The organism is Clostridioides sp. ZZV14-6009 (assembly GCF_020658095.1).
Lineage (GTDB): Bacteria > Bacillota > Clostridia > Peptostreptococcales > Peptostreptococcaceae > Clostridioides.
Window position 1 is genome coordinate 1 of the sequence record NZ_JAGWDG010000013.1, and the last position, 21,177, is coordinate 21,177.

Here is a 21,177-nt window from a genome sequence, read left to right on the forward strand (position 1 = left end):
GTTTCCCTATATGCTGACTATTTTAGCTACTAACTCATGACTAAAGTCACGAGTGTGCGTAGCTATTTTTTAATCAAGCCTTTATTTTTCATAACATCTAAAATTCTTGTTGTATTAGATTTATCCTTACATGATTTTTCGCACAAATCTATTTGAGAAATCCCATCTTGTTCCCATAGAAATCTTAATAAAGCATAATGATCAGTTGTTATGTCATATCCATTTTGCTTAAACATTTTTTTTAAATCTTCTTTTACTTTCAATGAAGTACTTATTAATTTACTTGTAACTTCATATAATTTCTCAAAATCTCTCATATTACCTCCATCTAAATAATACCTTGCGCCTCCCATCTATCAATTATTCCTTTATATTGCTCAATATTTTTAAATGCCATTGGCTTTAAAATAATATTCATAGCAATAAAGTCGTAGATTTGAGAAAACACAGGTGGATTTTTCTTTTCCTCTATACAATAAACAAATTTTTTAGATACTTTTTGTATCTTTGACTCTACTCTTTCAACTATAGGATTTTGATTAAATCCAATCTTTACAGATAAATGACCACAAACATAACCTCCTGAATCTAAAACCATTGATTTCATAAAAGAAATAGCTTTTGAACCACGAGCATTTTCATATGCTGTAACCGCTATACATGGTTTATGATACAATAGTCGCTCTAACATCATATGAGCTCTATCTGTAAACACCTTAAAAAGACCAGTTACACTACTTCCATAAGTTGGACTACCAAATATAACGCCATCACTCTTAGTAATTATATCATGAATATACTCTACTTTATCATTTTGATTAATACACTTACCTATTTTATAACAATTTAAACAACCAATGCAATATGATGGATTGACTTCACTTAGATTAAAAAAATTGATTTTGACATTTGGTTTAATTCTTTTTATATCTTTGCATAAATGATTCAAAACCTTTGATGTTGCACCGTTTTTTCTAGGGCTTCCGTTTATAACTGTAATTATCATAATTTATACCTCCATTTTAGTTGTTATATCAACAATAAGTATATCAACCGTTTTTTTAACTGTCAATATAATCCTTAATTTTATTTTTTTACCATATCTATATAGCTTAATCACTCATGCCTCTAAAGCTTAATTGATGCTATTTATATTTAAATACATGTACTTTCTAGATGACTGAAAATGAACTATTTAAAAAAATTGACAAACCAAACTAATGATAATATACTTTATGTATTACAAATGTAAGTATAAGGAGGTATCTTATGAAAAAACTACCACAGATTTCAGAAGCAGAATATCAAGTAATGAAAATTATCTGGAAATATGCTCCTATTAGTACGAATGAAGTGATTGAAAAGCTAGTAAAAACAAGTAAATGGAGTCCTAAGACTATTCAGACAATGTTGTTGCGTTTGGTTAAAAAGGGAGCTTTGACATATGAAAAAAATAGCAGAGTTTTTGTTTATACTCCAATTGTTAAAGAAGAAGAGTATGTAGCTACAGAAAGTAGTTCTTTTTTAAATCGTTTTTATAATGGCACTCTTAACTCTATGGTACTAAATTTTTTAGAGAATGATAAATTATCAGAAGATGATATAGAGGAATTAAGACATATTTTAGATAAAAGGAAAACTAAGGAGGATAAGTAAATATGTACGCTCCATTTTTTATGCGATTTTTACTTAGCACACTAACCTTATCTTTTTTAATTATTATAATCCTACTTGCTAAAAAAATATTTAGAAAACATATTTCTGCAATGTATCAATATAATATTGGGTTTATATTACTTATAATGTTAATAATCCCATTTATTCCGCTTAAATACATTAATCATTTAAATATATTTAGCTATATATCTAGTTTTACTCATATTGAAAATAGTACAGCAAATACTTCTATTGTAAAAAATTCTTCAGACAATATAATTAATAATTCAAATGCATTAAAAGATTTTTCAGTATCTTTGAATCAATTTAATTTTGATAATTTAAATATTTTATTGCTAACATTATGGATAATTGGAATTACAATCATGATAATTATTACAGTTCATTGTAATTTTAAAATAAGAAATATAAAAAAATCAGTACAGATTTTAGAAGATGAAGAGATTCTTTCACTTTTTAAGCACTGTAAAAAAATTATAGGTTTAGATAAGGATTTTATATTATGTAAATCGTCTATTATAAATACGCCTATTACATTTGGATACTTTAGACCACATATTATATTACCAAGTGAATCTATATCTAAATTATCTTTAAAAGACATACGATATATTTTACTTCATGAATTACAACACTCTAAAAACAAAGATATTTTAGTAAACTATATAATATGTTTTTTCCAAATATTATATTGGTTTAATCCTCTTGTCTGGTATGCACTTAAAGAAATGAGATTAGACCGTGAGATTGCATGTGATATTTCAGTTTTAAAGAGACTTGATGAAAATAGCTACATAGAGTATGGACATACCATAATAAATTTTATAGATAATCTCTCAAAACCATCTAATCTCACACTTACTTCAGATATTGGTGGTTCAAAAAATCAAATAAAAAGACGTATATTAAAGATAAGAGATTTCCAAATTGAGTCAAAAACTTTAAAACTTAAAAGCATTTTAATTTTTACAATAGTAGCTTTAATTGTATTTGGAAATAGCTCTACACTATCCATTATGGCAGATGTCAATGAAAAATATAATCTTATAAGTAATCAAACTTTATATGAAGATTTAAGTCAGTATTTTAAGGGTTTTGATGGAAGTTTTGTAATGTATGATTTAAAGTCTAATCAGTATCATATTTACAATGAAGAAAAAAGTAAAATGAGAATTTCACCAGACTCTACTTATAAAATTTATAGTGCTTTGTTGGGATTAGAAAATGGTGTAATAACAAGAGATAATTCATACATTCATTGGAATGGGAAGTATCACGCTAATGATTCTTGGAATAAAGACCATGACTTATTTTCTGCTATGGAAAACTCTGTTAACTGGTATTTTCAAGATTTAGACAAAAAAAATGGTATAAAAGACATACAAACTTATCTAGAAAAAATTAACTATGGAAATCGTGATATTTCATCTGGGATATCAAACTATTGGCTAGAATCTTCTTTGAAAATCTCACCTATTGAACAGGTAAATTTACTTAAAGATTTTTATACAAATAAATTTGAATTTAGAGATGATAATATAAAAACTGTAAAAGATTCATTATTGATATCTAAAGAAGCTGGAGTATCACTTTATGGGAAAACTGGTACTGCTAATATAAATGGAAAAGATGTAAATGGTTGGTTTATAGGTTATGTAGAAAAAGATGGAAATGCTTATTTATTTGCAACAAACATTCAAAGTAAAGATTATTCTAATGGTAGCACAGCAGCCAAAATAACATTATCTATTTTAAATGATAAAAAAATATATAAGACAAATTAATGCAAATATACTTTTTAATACATTTTCTTTAAGATTTAAAAACTTCACATAATATTCAAATTAACTCTCTATAAAATTCATATACAAGGGTTATTATATAAACATAGAAGATAGTAAAACTAGCTTAAAAACATAATATAATACCCTATATAAATAGTGGCAACTCTCCCTCACATCCTCAATTGTTGCCACTATTTTATTTTTTGAACTAATAAAAGACTTCATCATATAGTGAAGTCTTTTATTAATTTGACTTTTATCTAAAAATAAGATGTCAAAAATATAAATCCCAAATACATCATATTAATCTTCAAATACTGATTTTATAATAGGTATAACATAATGGCTTCCTCCACGATGCTTCACATCTTCAACCATAGCTAATGCTAGATACTGTTTGTCACTATCTTCATCAACTGTAAACGCATTAAACCATCCAAGCTCTGTTCCAGTAGTATCATCTTTTGATGCTTTAATTTCTGCTGTACCAGTTTTTCCAGCAATAGTAATTCCTTCAGTTTTAGCACCATGACCTGTTCCATTAGGATTTTCAATAACTTGAATTAAGTCATCACATATAATTTTCACAGACTCTTTAGAAAACACATCTTTTTTCCAGAATTCAGCCTGTGGATTTTCTTTAAATTCAAGATAAGGCTTTATCATACTTCCATCATTGACAAAAGTTGAATATATTGATGCCATATGTACTGGATTTACAAGTACTTTACCTTGACCATACCCACTATCTGCTAATTGTATTTCTGTATCAAATTTATTGTCAGTACCAAATTTTGAAGAAGCTAATCCAAATTCAAATGGTATACTTTCTTCAAATCCTAGTTTTAACAGTTCTTTTGATAATACATTTTCACCTATTTTTAATGCTGCTTTGGCAAAATAAATATTATCAGAATAAATCAATGCATTTTTCATATTTACAGTATTTCCATAATCCTTTAATGTAGTTACCTTATAACTTCCCCAACTAGAATCTTTTTGCCAACTAAGACCACTATGACCAAAATTTTCATTAGGATTAATCTTTCCTGTTGTTATTCCAATACCAGCAGTAACTGGTTTAAAAGAAGACCCTGGACATAGTCTGGCTTTAAATCTATTATACATTGGTTTATTTTCATTTTCATTGAGTTCTTTCCATCTATCCTCTGACATACCTAGTATAAATTCATTTGGATTGTATGATGGACTACTTATAAGAGATAAAATCTCTCCTGTTTTAGGATTCATAACCACTGCACAACCCTTATCATTTTTCAACTGGTCATATAATTTACTCTGTAGCTTTGAATCAATAGTCAGTTTGACATCTTCCCCATCTTGCTTTGGAACAATTGCTAAAGTTTCTTTTTTATCTCCATATCTATCAGCTATAATAATCTCACACCCATCAATACCACGTATTCTGTCTTCTAATAGACTTTCTAAACCAATTTTACCGATTATGCTATTAGCATTGTAGTTCTTTCCCTTTTTTTCTTTTAATATTTCTGCATTCACATTTTGAACATACCCAGTTAAATGGCTAGCTTTTTCACCTAGTGGATATGCTCTTACCTCTGTATTAGATATTTTAACTCCTGAAATGCTAAGTAGTGATTCTTGTAATAATTTATCTTTTCCTTTTACAGAGCCATCTGGATTTTCTTCTATTTTTTCAATAGTTTTTATAGGGACCATTGAGTTTTCTTTTACCCAAGATGCATCTAATTTTTTTTGGATTTGCTCAACTGGTATATCTAGTAAATCAGATAGTTTTTTTAGGTCTTCTACATTATTACTCATCTTTCCAGGCACTAATCCTATAACAGATGCAAGACCTTTCCCAGCAAGTACTTCACCATTTCTATCTAAAATATTTCCTCTTTTAGCTTTAAGTGTTGATACTAGAACCTTATTATCATTTTCAAGTTCTGGAAATATAACGTTTGACTGCCATCTTATTTTATAGTTTTTTTGTTTGTCTTTAGTCAATAATACTTCATTTGAAAATGAGATTTTTCCTGCTAAAGTGTCTATTTTAGAATCATAATTTATTTTTGTACCTTCCTTTTCATCTTTTTTAATATCCTTAATATCAATACTTATATTATGTGCACTAATTCCTCCGTATATTTTTTTATTTCTAGAGATAAAATCTTCTTTTTTGTTTTCTAGTTTACTTTTTTCGTCTAATAGATTGTACATTTTTTCATATTGTCTTTCATTTGCGAAAGACATATACTGTTTTAATAGTTCATCTGGTTTGATTTTATTAAATCCATTCAATGCAAATTTAGTTGTAATACCAATAATAACTACAACTAAACAGATTAAAGCACCAAAGATTAATAATTTTTTTGTTTTTATCTTTTTTTTCATACAAACCCCCTTATTCTTCAATATATTACATATGTAAGCTTTAAAATGAAAATACTCCCATAAATACATCAACTATCTATTTTTTATTATTTTATTGTTTTTAAATATCCTAATAAAAAAAATATATATTAAAATAACATAATTGATAGTAATTTATATATTACATACGTAAGTTTTAAAAGTCAATATTATTATTACTATTTTAATAAACTTTCATCTTAATTTAAAAATAAATTAGAGTTATTTTATTTACTAACCATTTTATTTGCTGGCTGTTTTATACTATATAAATTTAAATTGACAAAGCGACACAAATGTCTTATAATTAAAAACGACATACATGTCGCAAAGGAGGAAAATCTATGGCAACAAAAGGAATGCAAACTAAACAATTTATTATTGATACTTCAATAAAGTTATTTTCTGAAAAAGGCTACAGTAATGTAACTATGAAAGATGTTTGTGAGGCATGTAATTTAAGTCGTGGTGGTCTATACAGACATTTTAATTCAACAAAAGAAATTTTTATTGATATGTTAAATTCTCATAAAGATAATGCTAAAAATTTATTAGATGAAAGTATCAAGGAAGATATATCAGCTAGGCAGATGTTAGAGTATTTTCTTAATCAACAAAAGTCAGAAATACAAAGTGAATACTCTGGATTAGATTTTGCAATCCATGAATTTGCTTTTGTAGAAAAAGACCAGCGTGATTATATGAACAAAAGATATAATTCAGCCATTACAATGCTTTCGAAGTTAATTGATTATGGGCAATCTAAAGGTGAATTTAAAAAATGTAATTCTATGACACTTGCAACACACATAATGTTCTTGTTTGATAGTATGAAGACATCAGCACCTGTTTTAGTACTTACAGATGACGATATTGATAAGCAAATAAATCTTATAAAGGATATGGTGATTTTATATGAATAAACAACAATTCCATAAAATTGACTTACAAAACTGGGAACGATATACACATTTTTATTATTTTTCAAAGATGACAAATGTAGGATTTGATTTAACTATAGAAATAGATATTACTCGTTTACTTGATGAAACGAAAAAGAGAAATATCAAATTTTATCCAGCATATCTATATATAGTAACAACTTGTTTAAATCGATATAAAGAACTAAAGATTGCATATGATGAAAATGAACTTGGATATTGGGACACTTTAACTCCATTTTATGCAATTTTTCATGATGATAATAAAACTTTTTCATCAATATGGACAGAATACAATAAAGATTTTTCAATATTCTATAAAAGTTATTTAAATGATATTGAACAATATGGAAAAAATTATGGTTTTTTAGCAAAACCTAATCCTCCAAAAAATTGCTATACTGTTTCATGTCTTCCATGGATTAGTTTTAAAAGCTTTACTGTACATAATCATGGTCTTGAAAATTATTTTTTCCCTACAATTGAATCAGGCAAATATTATCAAAAAGATGAAAAAATACTTCTCCCTCTTTCTATAACAGTACATCATGCAGCTACTGATGGATACCATGTAAGTTGTTTTATTGATGATATACAAAAAATGTGCTTTAATACTGATACATGGTTATTCTAAAAAATAATCTGTATTATAGACATATATTATAATATTTATAATCTAAAATAAACAATCACATTACATGAATAAGATAATGTGATTGTTTACTTATACTCATATTTTTACTTATTTTAATTATAATTATTTATTTTTTCTTCAATTTTATTTAGTTCTCAATTTTATTTAAATACTTTACTCTCTTAGTACATCCCACAGTTAACAAAACTAAAACTACTATTATTGATGTTAAAATATAAATATAGTTCATATTAGAAAACCATCCTTTACCATCTTCCATGTAAGTCGAAATACTTATAAACCATCGTATTGGACTTATGATACTCATATTTTGCAACATAGCAGGCATTTTATCAATTGGAATAAATGAACCACCAATAAGTGATAGTATAAGAGATATACCAGTAGCAAATAAATTTGCATACATCTCCTTATTAAACAATGAAGATACAAATGTTCCAAAAGAAGTTGCCAAAGCCGATATCCATACACCCATTAAAAGTAAATTTATATAACTGATACTAATATCAATATTAAGCAATTTAATGATAGTTATTGAAACTAAATATTGAAAATATGTGATTGCAAAGTTATATAGTATATTCCCTAACACATATCCTCTTATATTTTGTGGTGAATATAATATTCTTGTAAATGTACCTGAATTTTTATCTTTAATAATCATTGATGCTGTAACAGTAGAGGTTATCATTAAAAATAATACAATAAAAGCAATTATTCTTTGCAAAACGCCTAAGGTGTTTTCTTGTAGTTTATTTATATTTATAGGTGTTGAATCTTCTTTATATGATTCTATTAAATACTCTAATATATTATTTGTATTTTTATCTTTTATCGAATACAGTTTGAAATTACCCTTATTGAAATATATAACAGCAGAATATTTTCCAGTTATAATATCAGTTTTGACTGTTTTAAAGTCTGCAATTTCAACATCAATTCCTTGAGTGCTTTTTAATGCCTTAACCATATCTGTATAAATCTTCTTTTCAGATTTATTTAAAACTTGTTCATTTTTATACTCACTCAAAATACCAATATTAAAAGATGGTTTACTTATGTAATTTGCTAGTACTCCAAGTATTACTATAATTATTGGAAATAAGAGTATAACTAAAAAACCCGATTTTTTATTTATATTTCTTTTAAAATTATTATTAAAAATACCTATTAAGTTCACTATATAAATGCCTCCCTTTTAAATAATTTGACTGTAAGTACTGTCATTAAAATACTTATCATTACAAATATAGATGATATATTAAAAAGGGGTTGTAAGCTATCATCATAAATACAAGTAACTATACTCCTATTGACCCAAGTTAATGGTGATATATTAATTGCTAATGAAACAACTGGATTTAATGAACTAACTGGAAAAAATACGCCTCCTAAGAAACCAAAAATCACTATTGGTATATTAATGATATTACGTAGTATATCTAAGTTTTTGCATGCAAGACCTAAAAACAAACCTATAGCTGATACTACAGTTGACTCACACACTAAAAGAAAAATAATAGCTAAAAAATTTCCACCAAAACTTATCTGAAAAACGCCTTTTATTATAACTAAAGTTATTAAATTACACAGTGAAAGTATAATTGTGCAAGAGAAAAGTTTTGAAAGTACTAACTCTTTTATGGAAATCGGAGAGATCATATAACGATAGGATGTATTAGAAATTTTCTCATCTTGTGCAGCATATGAAACACTAATGATTCCCATAAGAACACAAAATGGTATTGTGACAATAGTATAATAGTTATATGATGTAAATTCTGTTCCATAAGACTTTGATGTTAAATATCCTAATAACATTATGATTATTAATGGAAAAACAATATTATAAAATAAAATAAAAAAATCTTTACTTCTTCGCTTGATTCCTAATCTAAACAATGGCAAAAAATATCTCATATATTATTCCTCCAAATCTCTCAAATTTGTACCTGTAAGATATAAAAAAATATCCTCCAGTGTCTTGCAACCAAGTTTTAAATACTTATCTTTATATAAGTTCTTATCTAAATCTTCTAAAATTACTCCTTTATCAATTAAAACAATCCTATTACATAAAGCTTCTATTTCCTCCATATAGTGACTAGTATAAATAACTGTTGTACCATTCTTATTAATCGTTTTAATTGCTTCCATAATCTTATTTCTCGATTGAGGGTCAATTCCAACTGTTGGCTCATCCATAATGAGAATTTTAGGGCTATGTGCGATTGCACAAGCTATATTTAATCTACGTTTCATTCCTCCAGAAAATTTTGATGGTAGTTCTTTATGTCTACCCCAAAGTTCAACAAACTCCAAAGCCTCTTTAGTTCGAGATTTAAGTTCATTTCCTCTAAAACCATACAATGAACAAAAGAATTTAACATTATCATATGCACTTAGGTCTTCATATATCGCCAGCTCTTGTGGTACAACACCAAGAGCACTTTTAAAGATATTTTGCTGAGTTCTGATACTTTTACCCCTATAATATATATCTCCACTATCTGGAGATACAATTGTAGTAAACATATTAATAGATGTGCTTTTTCCTGCTCCATTTGGTCCAATAAAACCTAAAATATCTCCTTCTAGTATTTTAAAACTCTCTCCTGATACAACTTCCTTATTGTTATATCTTTTAGATAACTTTTCAATCTCTAATAGTACATTTTCCATTTATAAAACCTCCTAATATTTTAACCAATATTATATATCCAATGTTGTATATATTATTTTTTTAAAACACGAGTCTTTGACTCGTGCTATTATAAATAAACTTATTTTTTATTTTGTAATTTTAGTATTATTTTATCTATATTCTCGATAGCTTTGTCTGGATTATTAATTATTTCATCTCTAAGTTTTTGAACCTCTAATAGTTCACTTGTTGCCTCATTTTCAAATAAAAAATCGTCTTCTATATTTGAAAAATCTATAGATTTAATTACGTTCTGTGTTTCATAACCAACAGATATATACTTATCAATATTATTGAGTATTTCCTCATGCCATAGTATTTGATAATTCAAATTATCTATTGTCATATCAAAGGCAATTCTTTCTGTTGGAAGACTTTTTTTATCAATATTTTTAATTTCTTTCCAGTTTTCCCAATACTTTTTCTGCTCTATCAGATGCTTTATATGCTTTTCAAGATTGATTTGTATAGTATCTCTTGGTAATACATCTAAAATATTATACAATAGGAATTTATTTGAACCTACTGGAACTATAGGCATCTGTAATTCTTTTTGTAGCTCTTCTTTTAACTCCACTTTACCACTTTGTGTAATCTCATAAATCTTACGAATTCTAGCACCAGTTTTTTCTTCTCTCAAAACTCTGACTGCCCCATCTTTTTCTAGCTTTGTCAATGCATAGTAAATCGAACCTGATTGTATTTTTGTCCATCTATCTGCACCAGAAACCTGTAAAAATTTTTGAATCTCATATCCATGTGTTGGCTTAATATTTAAATAATATAAAATTAAAGTACGTATCAGAAAAATTCACCACCTTATACTCTATCTTGGATATTATATTATCACCAACGTTGTATATAGTCAATAGTTGTTATTTAAATAAATATATCATGACTTACTATTTTTATTGTTTAGCACAAGGAATCCCATGAGACATACATATCCAATTGTATTTTAAATTTTCTATCTCACTTACAGATTTCATCATTTTTTCAGAATCCCAGTTCCACAGATTAGGATATGGGATTATATTTCCTTTCTTATTCTTAACTAAATCTCCTGCAAACAATACATCTTCAAAAAGCATACATACATGTCCTGGTGTATGTCCAGGAGTATGAATAATTTTTATATTCCCGACTTGCATATTATTTCCATAAGGCTCTACATCTTTAATAATTCTTTTTGAAATTGTCTTTCCAATAAATTTTTTAAATCCAGGTCTATCCTTCTTCCCTATAATAAAAGGTATATCTTCCATATGAGCCCACACTTTTGCTCCTGTATGTTCTTTCAATAACTTAATATTAGATATATGGTCAACATCATGATGAGTCAGTAAAATATGCTTAATATCAGTTAGTTGAATCCCAAGTGTTTTTAATTCTTTAATTATACTATTCCCCATAAAAGGAAGTCCTGTATCTATCAATGTAATCTCTTCATCAAACACAATAAAACAATTTGCACCACGAGTACTATCTAACAACAATACATTTTCTTTTATTTTCATAAATAAATCCCCCTTATTTTATATTTTACCTATATAATTAATTAGTAAAGTTATAATAAATTATAGTGCTTTACATTAACTTTATTTTTAAAAAGTATACTATCGTTATACAAGTATACCATCAGTATATATTCTTATCAATATAATCAGTAGAAAGGAGTATTTTATATGTCGGAATTATCAAGAAGAGATAAAGAAAAAATCCAAAGAGAAAATGAAATTATTGTTAAAGCAGAAAAATTATTTTGTCTTAATGGATTTGATAACACTTCTATGAATGAACTAGCAAAAGAAGTAGAATATACAAAACGTACTATATATAAGTATTTTTCATGCAAAGAAGATTTATTTTTTGCTGTTGTACTAAGAGGGTATAAAAGACTTTGGGATAGTGTTAAAATAGAAAGTTCAAAAGGTAAAACTGGATTTGAAAAATTAAAATTTTCATATTCTGCATTTCATAAATTTTATTGTAAGGAGCCTTCTTTACTAGCTTTAATGGGAATGATTGGACTTTTACAATCTAAAAATTCAGACTTAGAGATACCTTTTAAAGAAAAGTTTTTTTCTTTCAATAAGTTTATGTTTGAAGAAATACAAGAACTATTTGAAATGGGAAAAGTTGATGGAAGTATTAGGTCAGATATTGAGATACCTACTCTTATGTATTCATCAATATTTACACTTACAGGATTTTTTAATTTATTATCTATAACAGGAAAATCGTATATCAACAATTTTAATATAGAAGAGAAAAAATTTATTGAAACCACACTTGGTCTTTTAATAGATTCACTTAAAGCGTAGTTTTAATTTATAAGTTTTTGACAGGGATTTTATTTTACACTATAAATTTTTTTAAATGAAAGGGCTGAAAATAAATGGCAAAAATACTTCTTTTAGAAGATGATGATACAATTGCATTTGGAATAAAAACTTCCCTAGAAAAGAAAAAACATGTAGTTTGTTGTTATAGTACAATTACTGAAGCTAAGAAAAAATTTGACAAAGATATCGATTTAATTCTACTTGATTTAAATTTACCTGATGGGATTGGATATGAATTTTGTAAATATGTTAAAAATATAAGAGATACTCCAGTGATATTTTTGACAGTGCGTGATGATGAAAAAGATATTGTACAAGGTCTGGATATGGGTGCAGACGACTATGTGGTTAAGCCATTCTTGCTTTCAGTACTTCAATCTAGAATTAATGCTGTACTTAGGCGTACTCATTCTAACACTACTAGCACTCTTACATGTGAAAATATAAAATTGAATAAAGATGAAGTTAAAGTATATTTGGATAATATTGAAATCCCTTTGACAGCAGGAGAATACAAACTACTCCTAAGCTTAATGGAAAATAAAAATAAAGCACTTACTCGTGCAAAACTATTAGAAATGCTCTGGGATATAGATGGCAACTTTGTAAATGATAATACTCTTACTGTTACAATAAAGCGACTTAGAGAAAAACTAAAAAATCCATCCTGCATAAAAACCTTGAGAGGTATAGGATATAGAATGGAGGACAGCTAGTGAAAACTCCAAGAAATATCAATAATACTGTTGTTTTTATAGTATTCTGCTTAGCTATCACTATTTTGTTAAGTATAATTCTAACAACTATAACTTCTTCTGAAGAATATAATATGATATCTAAAACCATTGGTACATCATATCAACTTAACCCTAAATCTACAGAACATATTTTAGAATCACTAAAAAATTCAAGTTCTCATGACTTTAATGTAGGAAATGAGATTTTATTAAAACATGGTTATACTAAAAATACATTTTGGTATAAAAACTTTTTTTATTTCATTATAGTATCCTTTGTTATAGTGTCAACAATGGCTATAGTAGTGTTCATAATTCAGTATAGAAAAAAAAGACATAATATGATTAGAATCAATACTCTTACTCACTATTTGGAAGAAGTCAATTTAGGGAAAGAATCCATACTTTTACGATGTGAAGATGAGTTTTCACATCTTGAAGACGAGATATATAAAACTGTGGGAGAACTTCGTTGCTCAAAAGAATTTGCTTTAAAAGAAAGACAAACTCTTTCAGATAATCTTGCAGATATTGCACATCAACTTAAAACTCCAATTACTTCTATGTCGCTTATGGCACAATTACTTGCAGAAAGTTGTCCAGATGAAGAAATAGATTACCTTAATAGACTTACAAACCAAATATTAAGATTAGAAAGATTGGTGTCATCTTTACTTACTTTGTCAAAATTAGATGCAAGTACTTTAATATTTGAAAATAAACTTATAGATGTCCATTCTCTTCTTACTAATGCTGTTGAACCTATAGAAGGAATTTTAAAAGAAAAAAATCAGACATTTATTATTAAAGACTCTTCGTTCGTAGAATTTGAGATTGATATTAACTGGACTTTGGAAGCTCTTTTAAATATTCTTAAAAACTGTAGTGAACATGTAGAAGATGGTGGACAGATTGTTGCTTATTATAGTAAAAACCCTCTATACATTGAAATTATTATAGAGGATAATGGGAAAGGTTTTGCTCAAGAAGACCTACCATATATTTTTAATCGATTTTATCGTGGTAAAAATGCTAGTAAAGACAGCATTGGTATAGGTCTTGCTCTATCAAAGTCTATTATAGAAGGTCAAAATGGTACTATACATGCAGAAAATTGTCATCATGGTGGTGCACGATTCATAATTAAGTTTTATACATAAAAGACTGGATTATAGGAGAACACCTATAATCCAGTTACATTATATCCTATTTATCTATCATTTACACATTATCTATCACTTACACACAATATTCTTTAAAGTTGCTTTTAAAAAATATTCAATAAATCTTGTTTATATTGTCTCATTTTTTATAGATTCTACTATGTTTTCACTCTTTAATTGTTTACATCCCATAGTATACGACGCTATTACTACAATAAGTATCAATATGGTAAAGCTCGTCACTATGGATATTGGTGCAAATAATAAGTACTCCATAAAACTTATTTCATTTATATGGATGAAAGCATACAGTATAGCTATTTGCACAGGAATACTGAGTAATAATGGTGTAAGACCAAAAAATAATCCTTCTAGGATAAGCATCTTTTTCATACCCTTTGGAGACAATCCTGCAGAACGTAACATAGCAAATTCTTGTCGTCTACTTCTAAGATTCCCTGAAACAGTCGCCCATACATTTGATAAACCAATTGCAGCTAATAATGCTGTAATAAATCCTACTATCAAATTCATAGTTATTTGTCCACTCTCACTTAATTCTTCATTTTCTACAACATCATTAATACTATAATCACCTGACCCATAATATTTATTGCAAATAGATTCAAACTCTTTTCTTACTTTAGAAATATTATCATGATTATCTATTTTAAATAACCCTGTTATTCTATTTGATTTTAATCTACGGTTTTCATGATAGTTTTTGGACACATCCTGTACTATAGACATTGGTACTATTTGAATTAAGGTGTATCTACCAAGATTTTCTGCTATTTGTGGAAGTGTATCTGTAATAGTTCCTACTTTCATATTAAAAGTATAATTTCCCTCATCTTCATCATATACCTTTTCATTTAATGTAATGTTATCTCCTACAGAAAGATTTAAATAATCTATATATACTTTATCCCTACGTGTACTACGCTCAACATCTTCCTCACGATTATATACAATCGAAATCGGATTTTTTGTATCATAATATGGTTTTGGGTCTATAGAAAGTTGTTTACAATATTTTGCAAAACTCTCATCATCAAGTCCAATCATAGTTGAAGTAATACGAAACTTACCATCACGTTCTATAGGAGCATATTTTTTAGCTGAGACTATCTTTTTAAATCCTCCACTCTTTGCAAGCTCTTTTGAAGCGTCTTTTTCAGTTAACCAAGTGATTGCAGACATTTTTAGATAATATAATGAACTCTCTACACCTTGTGTACTGTTTAATTGTTCTAAAAACTGTTTTTCTGCAGGTTCACTATTTTCCAGATGCAATGATATATCCCTTTGATTAGCATAAATATCACTACCATAAACACGCTCTGCACCTCTTTGACATGCAATTATATTTAGAAAGCTCGTCAACAATAAAAAAGAAAGTGTTAAAGATATTGTTGCGGTACGATAAGATTTTTTACGGGAACGAAGCGCATTTACTGCAAGCTCTCCTTCTATACCAAATAAGTTTGTTAGTGAATATTTATGTGACTTTTTGATTTTAATACTATCACCTTGTCTAATTGCTTCTATAGGTGATATTTTTGATACTTTACGCGCTGGGATAAGTGCAGAAATCCATACTGTTATTATTGTAAGTAAAACAGCTGGCAAGAAAGCAATAACACCATAAGTAAAGATTACCTGTTGATTATTATTAACAGTATCGACTGAATTAATATAACTTACAAGACCCTTACACAATGCCCATCCTAAAAATAAGCCTATAGGCAAAGGAATAATTGTCAATAAAAACCCTTCAAAAACCACAGACTTTTTAATCTGCTTTGGTGATGCTCCAATACTAGCTAGTATACCCAATTGAGTAAGTCTAGCATTTGCTGATAGTGCAAAAGCATTATAAATCACCAGTACAAATACGGCTACTGTAAAGATTGCTATTGTTAGATACATAATAGGTGTTGAAAATTTTTCTATACTGTTCATAGATGCTTTCTGCTCTGGAGAAAAAACTAACATTTTTAAAAGATAATTACTATTATACTTAAGATTGTATTTTCCATATTCATTCATTTTCCATCCTAATGATTTAGCAAGCTTTGGAAGCTCTTTATATGTATCTCTAATATTTTTAAATCGTAAATATACAGTAATATTATCACTAGGCTTTATACTTGCTCTATCAAGATAACCAAGAGCTGTATATGCAGGTACAACTGATGAAGTAGTAACATCTATTTTCCCTACTATTGTCAACGTAGTCTCTGAAATCTTCTTAAAACTTTCACCTTTAGATTTTGGAGCTACGGGTTCAAGAAGATTTCCATTTAAAACCCTATCTCCTATTGGTATAGTAATCTTATCACCAATTTTTACATTTGGATTACTCTCAAAATATTGTTTTGATAGTGCAATTTCATTAGCATTATTTGGTCGATGACCCTCTAGTATAGTGTCTTTCTCTGGCATAGAATTCCAATATTCTGAGGTAGCATTTCTATAAATTATGTAATCCCTTTTATCATCGTCAATTTTACCTACATACCACTGTCCTTTAATCATCACATCATCAACTGAAGAGAAATTTTCAATTAATGATAAGTCACTTCCATGAGTTTCATCAAATAACTCTCCATGCCAATTACCTTCTTTCTCAATTGAAAGCCTTATAAAATCACTCCACATTGTATATAATAGTCCACACAAAGAAGACATCATAGTTGTAGTAAGTAATATAGCTAACATTATAGCCATACTACTGCGCTTATTACGACGTACAAAATCTAAGGTGTATTCTTGAAGAATATTCATTTCTTCACCACCTTTTCAGAAACTATCATACCATCTTCCATAGTTATAATACGATTTGCTTCTAATGCTATTTTTTCATCATGAGTAATAAGAAGTATTGTTTGATTAAATCGTTTATTTGATAAGTTTAGTAAATCTACAATTTCTTCAGAATTTTTTCTATCAAGATTACCTGTTGGTTCATCTGCTAATAAAATAGCTGGTCTATATATTAAACTTCTAGCTATAGCTACTCTTTGCTGTTGTCCACCTGAAAGTTGACCTGGAAGATGTTTAAGCCTATCAGTTAATCCAAGTGTAGATACAATTTCAGAAAACCTATCTTCATCCACTTTCCTTTTATCAAGTAACATTGGTAATAATATATTTTTTCTAACATCAAGAGTAGGTATAAGATTATAAAATTGATATATAAGCCCTACTTTTCTACGTCGAAAAATTGCCAATGCTTCCTCTTTTAAGCTTGCTATTTCAGTGTCTTCAATATAAATTTTTCCAGATGTAGGTCTATCTACTCCTCCAAGCATATGAAGTAATGTAGATTTTCCAGAACCAGAGGCTCCTACTATAGATACAAAATCACCTTTTTGAACTGATAAATTCAAATTATTAAGAGCTATCACCATGGTTTGATTTGAGCCATATGTCTTTGTTAAATTTTCACATTTTAGTATTTCCATATACAATCATCTCCTTTATAGTTAAAGTTTAGCAATCCAAAATGACATTATAGTGACACACCAAACTAAATGTTGACACTCTTTTAAAATACTCTTTTCAATTAAATATGATACTTTACATAAACACCTTATAATTTTTAACCAATATAAGATTATTTTTTATTAAATTTTGTTCATATCTTTTTACATCTACTTAAGATAATATAAATAAAATAAAAACTATGCAATATATTTATCAATTCATTGCATAGTTCCTTAAATTTACCTATATTTTAGTATAAAGTTATGTCTATTATATAGCACTATAATATTTCTTAATTATATCAATTGCAATCTCTTTTACTTTTGGTCCTCCAATTTCTTTATTAGAATCATCTGATTTAATAGCAAAGTAATATGTATCATCTTCATTTTCTACCATACCAACAAACCATGCATCAACACATTGCTTCTTTTCATCAAATCCTGTTCCAGTTTTACCATATACATTCATTTTCTTATCATTTATATCTATTTTCATAATGTCCTTCAAGAGATTAATATTCTCTTTTTTAAAGCTTGTATCACCCTCAAAAATTTTAGCTAATACTTGTGTTTGCTCTTTAGGAGATATTTTTAATGAAGATTCTAACCAGAACCCATTTAAATCTTTACTTCCATTTTTTAAATTTCCTTCCCACTCACTAATGTCACAATTTCCATATTTTAGATTATCTAGTGTGTTTTGAACAAATTTAGCATCAACTTGATTCATCAGTTTTCTATGATACCAAACACAAGATGCTTTAAATGCTTCTTCTAGATTAAGATTTCTATTCCAATCTTCAATCTCATAAATTGTGCCATTATACCCCATAACTGATTCTTTTGAGTTTACTATTCCCTTTTCTAGACCAATTAATGTTGAAATTATTTTGAAAGTAGAACAAGGTGAAGCCCTTGTTTCAATTAATTCTTTATTGTATATGTTATATTCTTTATTTTTACTACTGTAAAAAATAGCTCCTCCACTAATATCTTTAAAACAATCACTATAATCAACTACATTAACTTTATCTTTTTTCTCCTGTGTACTATCTTTAGCCTCCAATTCATTTGATTTAAAATTTGTATTGTTACTCTTAATATTTTGTTCTTTATTATTTTGATTACTTCCCATTAGATATTTTGCTATAAGCACAATGACTAATAGAATAATTATTAAAATAAAACTTGTTTTTCTTTTCATACCTTACTACTTCCTAATATGTATATCTATAATCCTCCTCTAATATTATAAAAACCACTATTATAACTATCAGTAACATTATTCTCTCCTTTCAATCAGTAAAATTATATCTGAATACACACCTAAAACTTACTATTGTAGTATTTAAAATATTACAATAGTAAGTTTTAAAAGTCAAGTTATTTAAATCTTTTAAACTCGCTCATTTTTACTAAATTTTAAATAAGTTCTATGATAGGATTTTTGTTTTTTATATGTAACATCACTAATTAATACTGTTTACAATGTAAACAAATTTAAAAATAATATCTGTAATATAGCAGAATATATCAGGAAAATAGGTTTTAATCTTATTATAATATAACTACATAATATAATTACGCTACTCAAATATATAAAGAAAGGACTTAGTATTTATGTCATATATCATAATAAAAGGACTTACACATAATAATTTAAAAAACATATCACTTAAACTTCCCAAAAACAAAATCATTGTCTTTACTGGAGTTTCTGGCTCTGGAAAATCAAGTATTGTATTTGACACAATTGCAGCAGAATCACAAAGACAAATGAATGAAACATATTCAGCATTTATTAGAGGTCGACTTCCAAAATACAAAAAACCTCATGTAGAACTGATTGATAATTTAACTGCTTCTGTAATCGTGGACCAGTCTCCTCTTGGTGGCAATGCACGTTCTACAGTAGGAACTATAAGCGATTTGTATTCTTCACTAACAATATGAGCAAACACACCAAAGAAAAGTCGGAAAGACTTATAACTGATGAGGAATGTCCTCAATGTAATGGAAAAAGATTAAATAAAGATGCACTTAACTGCACTATTTTAGGGTATTCTATAGCAGATATGGGTAATATGGAATTTACTGAACTTTATAATTTACTCTCTCAAATAAATGATAAAAAAGTTGAAACAGTTGTCAACGCTCTTACTGATGGCTTAAAAAGAATGATTGATATTGGACTTCCTTATTTACATCTAAATAGGGAATCAACTTCTCTATCTGGAGGAGAAGCCCAGAGATTAAAACTTGTACGCTATATGGGAAGTAGTCTCACAGGTCTAACTTATATTTTTGATGAACCCAGCACTGGAATGCACCCAAGAGATGTATATTGTATGAATCAATTATTAAAAAAACTTAGAGACAGAGGAAATACAGTTTTGGTAGTAGAGCATGATAAAGATGTCATATCTATAGCCGATGAGATTATAGATATTGGCCCAAATGCTGGTAAACATGGGGGAAATATTATATTTCAAGGTACCTATAATGAATTACTTCTAGCAAATACACTTACTTCAAAAGCTATGAATTTATCATTATCTCTAAACTCTAATACTCGTAAAGCAAAAAGCTTTCTTCCCATTAGAGGAGCTTGTTTGCATAATCTAAAAAATGTTGATATAGATATACCAGTTGGAATCATGACAGTTGTTACTGGAGTTGCTGGTTCTGGTAAAAGTACTTTGATTTCTCGTATTTTTGCAAAAAAATATGAAAAAGATGTTATTAAAATTGACCAAAACCCTATCACAACTACAAATCGCTCTATGCCAGCTACATTTCTTGGTTTTTTTGATGAAATAAGAAAACTTTTTGCTAAGGAAAATACTGTTGGCGAAAGTTTATTCAGCTTTAATTCTAAAGGGGCTTGTCCTATTTGTAATGGAAAAGGAGTACTTGTTACAGAACTGGTATTTATGTACCCTGTTGTTAACACATGTGAAGCTTGTAAAGGTACTCGATATAATGAAGAAGTCCTGTCTAAATTGTACAAGGGTAAAAATATAGTTGAAGTTCTTTCTATGACAGTGGATGAATCTCTTGAATTCTTTACAGAAAAGAAACTTTGCAAAATACTACAAACTATGAAAGATGTAGGATTATCTTATATGACTTTAGGGCAGCCACTTAGTACACTGTCTGTTGGAGAATGTCAAAGAATTAAACTAGCAAAAAATCTTAATAAAAAAGGTAATACTATAACATCAGACTTTCTTAGAAAATCAATAAAAAAATAAGAATAATGGTGTAAATAAAACTA

The 21,177-nt window shown here is 27.7% G+C and carries 20 protein-coding genes; 9 read left to right on the forward strand and 11 right to left on the reverse strand.

Translation table 11 applies throughout. The features are described 5' to 3' along the window. Nucleotides 1-62: 62 nt before the first annotated feature. Together KGF36_RS14670 and KGF36_RS14675 are read right to left on the reverse strand one after the other, a co-directional pair. Nucleotides 63-317, reverse strand: coding sequence for a MarR family transcriptional regulator (locus KGF36_RS14670; protein WP_227829372.1), 255 nt, complete (start codon nucleotides 315-317; stop codon nucleotides 63-65). 11 nt (nucleotides 318-328) lie between these two features. After that, entirely contained in the window at nucleotides 329-1,006 is a 678-nt protein-coding gene (locus KGF36_RS14675) for a flavodoxin family protein (protein ID WP_227854808.1), read from the reverse strand. Nucleotides 1,007-1,269: 263 nt separating this feature from the next. Here KGF36_RS14675 and KGF36_RS14680 point away from each other — a divergent pair, with 263 nt between their 5' ends. After that, nucleotides 1,270-1,656, forward strand: coding sequence for a BlaI/MecI/CopY family transcriptional regulator (locus KGF36_RS14680; protein ID WP_227829370.1), 387 nt, complete (start codon nucleotides 1,270-1,272; stop codon nucleotides 1,654-1,656). A gap of 2 nt (nucleotides 1,657-1,658) precedes the next feature. After that, on the forward strand, nucleotides 1,659-3,461 hold the full coding sequence (locus tag KGF36_RS14685) for a BlaR1 family beta-lactam sensor/signal transducer (protein WP_227829369.1): 1,803 nt from the start codon (nucleotides 1,659-1,661) through the stop codon (nucleotides 3,459-3,461). 303 nt (nucleotides 3,462-3,764) lie between these two features. On the opposite strand, the gene KGF36_RS14690 is transcribed toward KGF36_RS14685, so the two are convergent. Then, the gene (locus tag KGF36_RS14690) at nucleotides 3,765-5,843 is read right to left on the reverse strand and encodes a penicillin-binding transpeptidase domain-containing protein (protein ID WP_227854809.1); all 2,079 of its coding nucleotides are present in this window, start codon (nucleotides 5,841-5,843) and stop codon (nucleotides 3,765-3,767) included. A gap of 362 nt (nucleotides 5,844-6,205) precedes the next feature. On the opposite strand from KGF36_RS14690, the gene KGF36_RS14695 reads away from it, so the two are divergent. Together KGF36_RS14695 and KGF36_RS14700 are read left to right on the forward strand one after the other, a co-directional pair. Beyond that, the gene (locus KGF36_RS14695) at nucleotides 6,206-6,784 is read left to right on the forward strand and encodes a TetR/AcrR family transcriptional regulator (RefSeq protein ID WP_227850879.1); all 579 of its coding nucleotides are present in this window, start codon (nucleotides 6,206-6,208) and stop codon (nucleotides 6,782-6,784) included. Continuing rightward, nucleotides 6,777-7,436: a chloramphenicol acetyltransferase gene (locus KGF36_RS14700; RefSeq protein ID WP_227850880.1), complete on the forward strand. Its 660-nt coding sequence runs from the start codon at nucleotides 6,777-6,779 to the stop codon at nucleotides 7,434-7,436. The genes KGF36_RS14695 and KGF36_RS14700 overlap by 8 nt, the downstream gene beginning before the upstream one ends. A 148-nt stretch (nucleotides 7,437-7,584) precedes the next feature. Here KGF36_RS14700 and KGF36_RS14705 read toward each other — a convergent pair whose 3' ends face one another. The 5 genes from KGF36_RS14705 to KGF36_RS14725 form a co-directional block, all read right to left on the reverse strand. Next, entirely contained in the window at nucleotides 7,585-8,637 is a 1,053-nt protein-coding gene (locus tag KGF36_RS14705) for an ABC transporter permease (protein ID WP_227829365.1), read from the reverse strand. Beyond that, nucleotides 8,637-9,377: an ABC transporter permease gene (locus KGF36_RS14710; RefSeq protein WP_227829364.1), complete on the reverse strand. Its 741-nt coding sequence runs from the start codon at nucleotides 9,375-9,377 to the stop codon at nucleotides 8,637-8,639. The genes KGF36_RS14705 and KGF36_RS14710 overlap by 1 nt, the downstream gene beginning before the upstream one ends. Before the next feature lie 3 nt (nucleotides 9,378-9,380). Then, on the reverse strand, nucleotides 9,381-10,139 hold the full coding sequence (locus tag KGF36_RS14715) for an ABC transporter ATP-binding protein (protein WP_227829363.1): 759 nt from the start codon (nucleotides 10,137-10,139) through the stop codon (nucleotides 9,381-9,383). A gap of 101 nt (nucleotides 10,140-10,240) precedes the next feature. Continuing rightward, nucleotides 10,241-10,972, reverse strand: a complete 732-nt coding sequence (locus KGF36_RS14720; protein WP_413894743.1) for a PadR family transcriptional regulator — start codon at nucleotides 10,970-10,972, stop codon at nucleotides 10,241-10,243. A gap of 97 nt (nucleotides 10,973-11,069) precedes the next feature. Then, nucleotides 11,070-11,678 carry an MBL fold metallo-hydrolase gene (locus KGF36_RS14725; RefSeq protein ID WP_227854810.1) on the reverse strand — a complete coding sequence of 203 codons (609 nt, stop codon included), beginning with the start codon at nucleotides 11,676-11,678 and terminating at the stop codon, nucleotides 11,070-11,072. A 168-nt stretch (nucleotides 11,679-11,846) separates the two neighbouring features. Between KGF36_RS14725 and KGF36_RS14730 the strand changes: the two genes are divergently transcribed. The 3 genes from KGF36_RS14730 to KGF36_RS14740 all read left to right on the forward strand — a co-directional run bounded on the left by KGF36_RS14730 (nucleotide 11,847) and on the right by KGF36_RS14740 (nucleotide 14,403). Next, a complete protein-coding gene (locus KGF36_RS14730; protein WP_227854811.1) occupies nucleotides 11,847-12,485 on the forward strand; it encodes a TetR/AcrR family transcriptional regulator in 639 nt (212 codons plus the stop codon). Between the two features lie 74 nt (nucleotides 12,486-12,559). After that, nucleotides 12,560-13,222: a response regulator transcription factor gene (locus KGF36_RS14735; protein WP_227829360.1), complete on the forward strand. Its 663-nt coding sequence runs from the start codon at nucleotides 12,560-12,562 to the stop codon at nucleotides 13,220-13,222. Then, complete coding sequence (locus KGF36_RS14740) at nucleotides 13,222-14,403, forward strand: sensor histidine kinase (protein WP_227829359.1); 1,182 nt, start codon at nucleotides 13,222-13,224, stop codon at nucleotides 14,401-14,403. The genes KGF36_RS14735 and KGF36_RS14740 overlap by 1 nt, the downstream gene beginning before the upstream one ends. 132 nt (nucleotides 14,404-14,535) lie before the next feature. On the opposite strand, the gene KGF36_RS14745 is transcribed toward KGF36_RS14740, so the two are convergent. The 3 genes from KGF36_RS14745 to KGF36_RS14755 form a co-directional block, all read right to left on the reverse strand. Continuing rightward, nucleotides 14,536-17,196 carry an ABC transporter permease gene (locus tag KGF36_RS14745; protein WP_227842916.1) on the reverse strand — a complete coding sequence of 887 codons (2,661 nt, stop codon included), beginning with the start codon at nucleotides 17,194-17,196 and terminating at the stop codon, nucleotides 14,536-14,538. After that, entirely contained in the window at nucleotides 17,193-17,876 is a 684-nt protein-coding gene (locus tag KGF36_RS14750) for an ABC transporter ATP-binding protein (protein WP_227829357.1), read from the reverse strand. The genes KGF36_RS14745 and KGF36_RS14750 overlap by 4 nt, the downstream gene beginning before the upstream one ends. 292 nt (nucleotides 17,877-18,168) lie before the next feature. Then, complete coding sequence (locus KGF36_RS14755; RefSeq protein ID WP_227829356.1) at nucleotides 18,169-19,104, reverse strand: penicillin-binding transpeptidase domain-containing protein; 936 nt, start codon at nucleotides 19,102-19,104, stop codon at nucleotides 18,169-18,171. Between the two features lie 416 nt (nucleotides 19,105-19,520). Between KGF36_RS14755 and KGF36_RS20520 the strand changes: the two genes are divergently transcribed. After that, nucleotides 19,521-19,853, forward strand: coding sequence for a hypothetical protein (locus tag KGF36_RS20520; RefSeq protein WP_413841167.1), 333 nt, complete (start codon nucleotides 19,521-19,523; stop codon nucleotides 19,851-19,853). Continuing rightward, on the forward strand, nucleotides 19,850-21,154 hold the full coding sequence (locus KGF36_RS14760; protein ID WP_413926886.1) for an ATP-binding cassette domain-containing protein: 1,305 nt from the start codon (nucleotides 19,850-19,852) through the stop codon (nucleotides 21,152-21,154). Before KGF36_RS20520 ends, KGF36_RS14760 begins: the two co-directional genes overlap by 4 nt. Nucleotides 21,155-21,177: the final 23 nt, after the last annotated feature.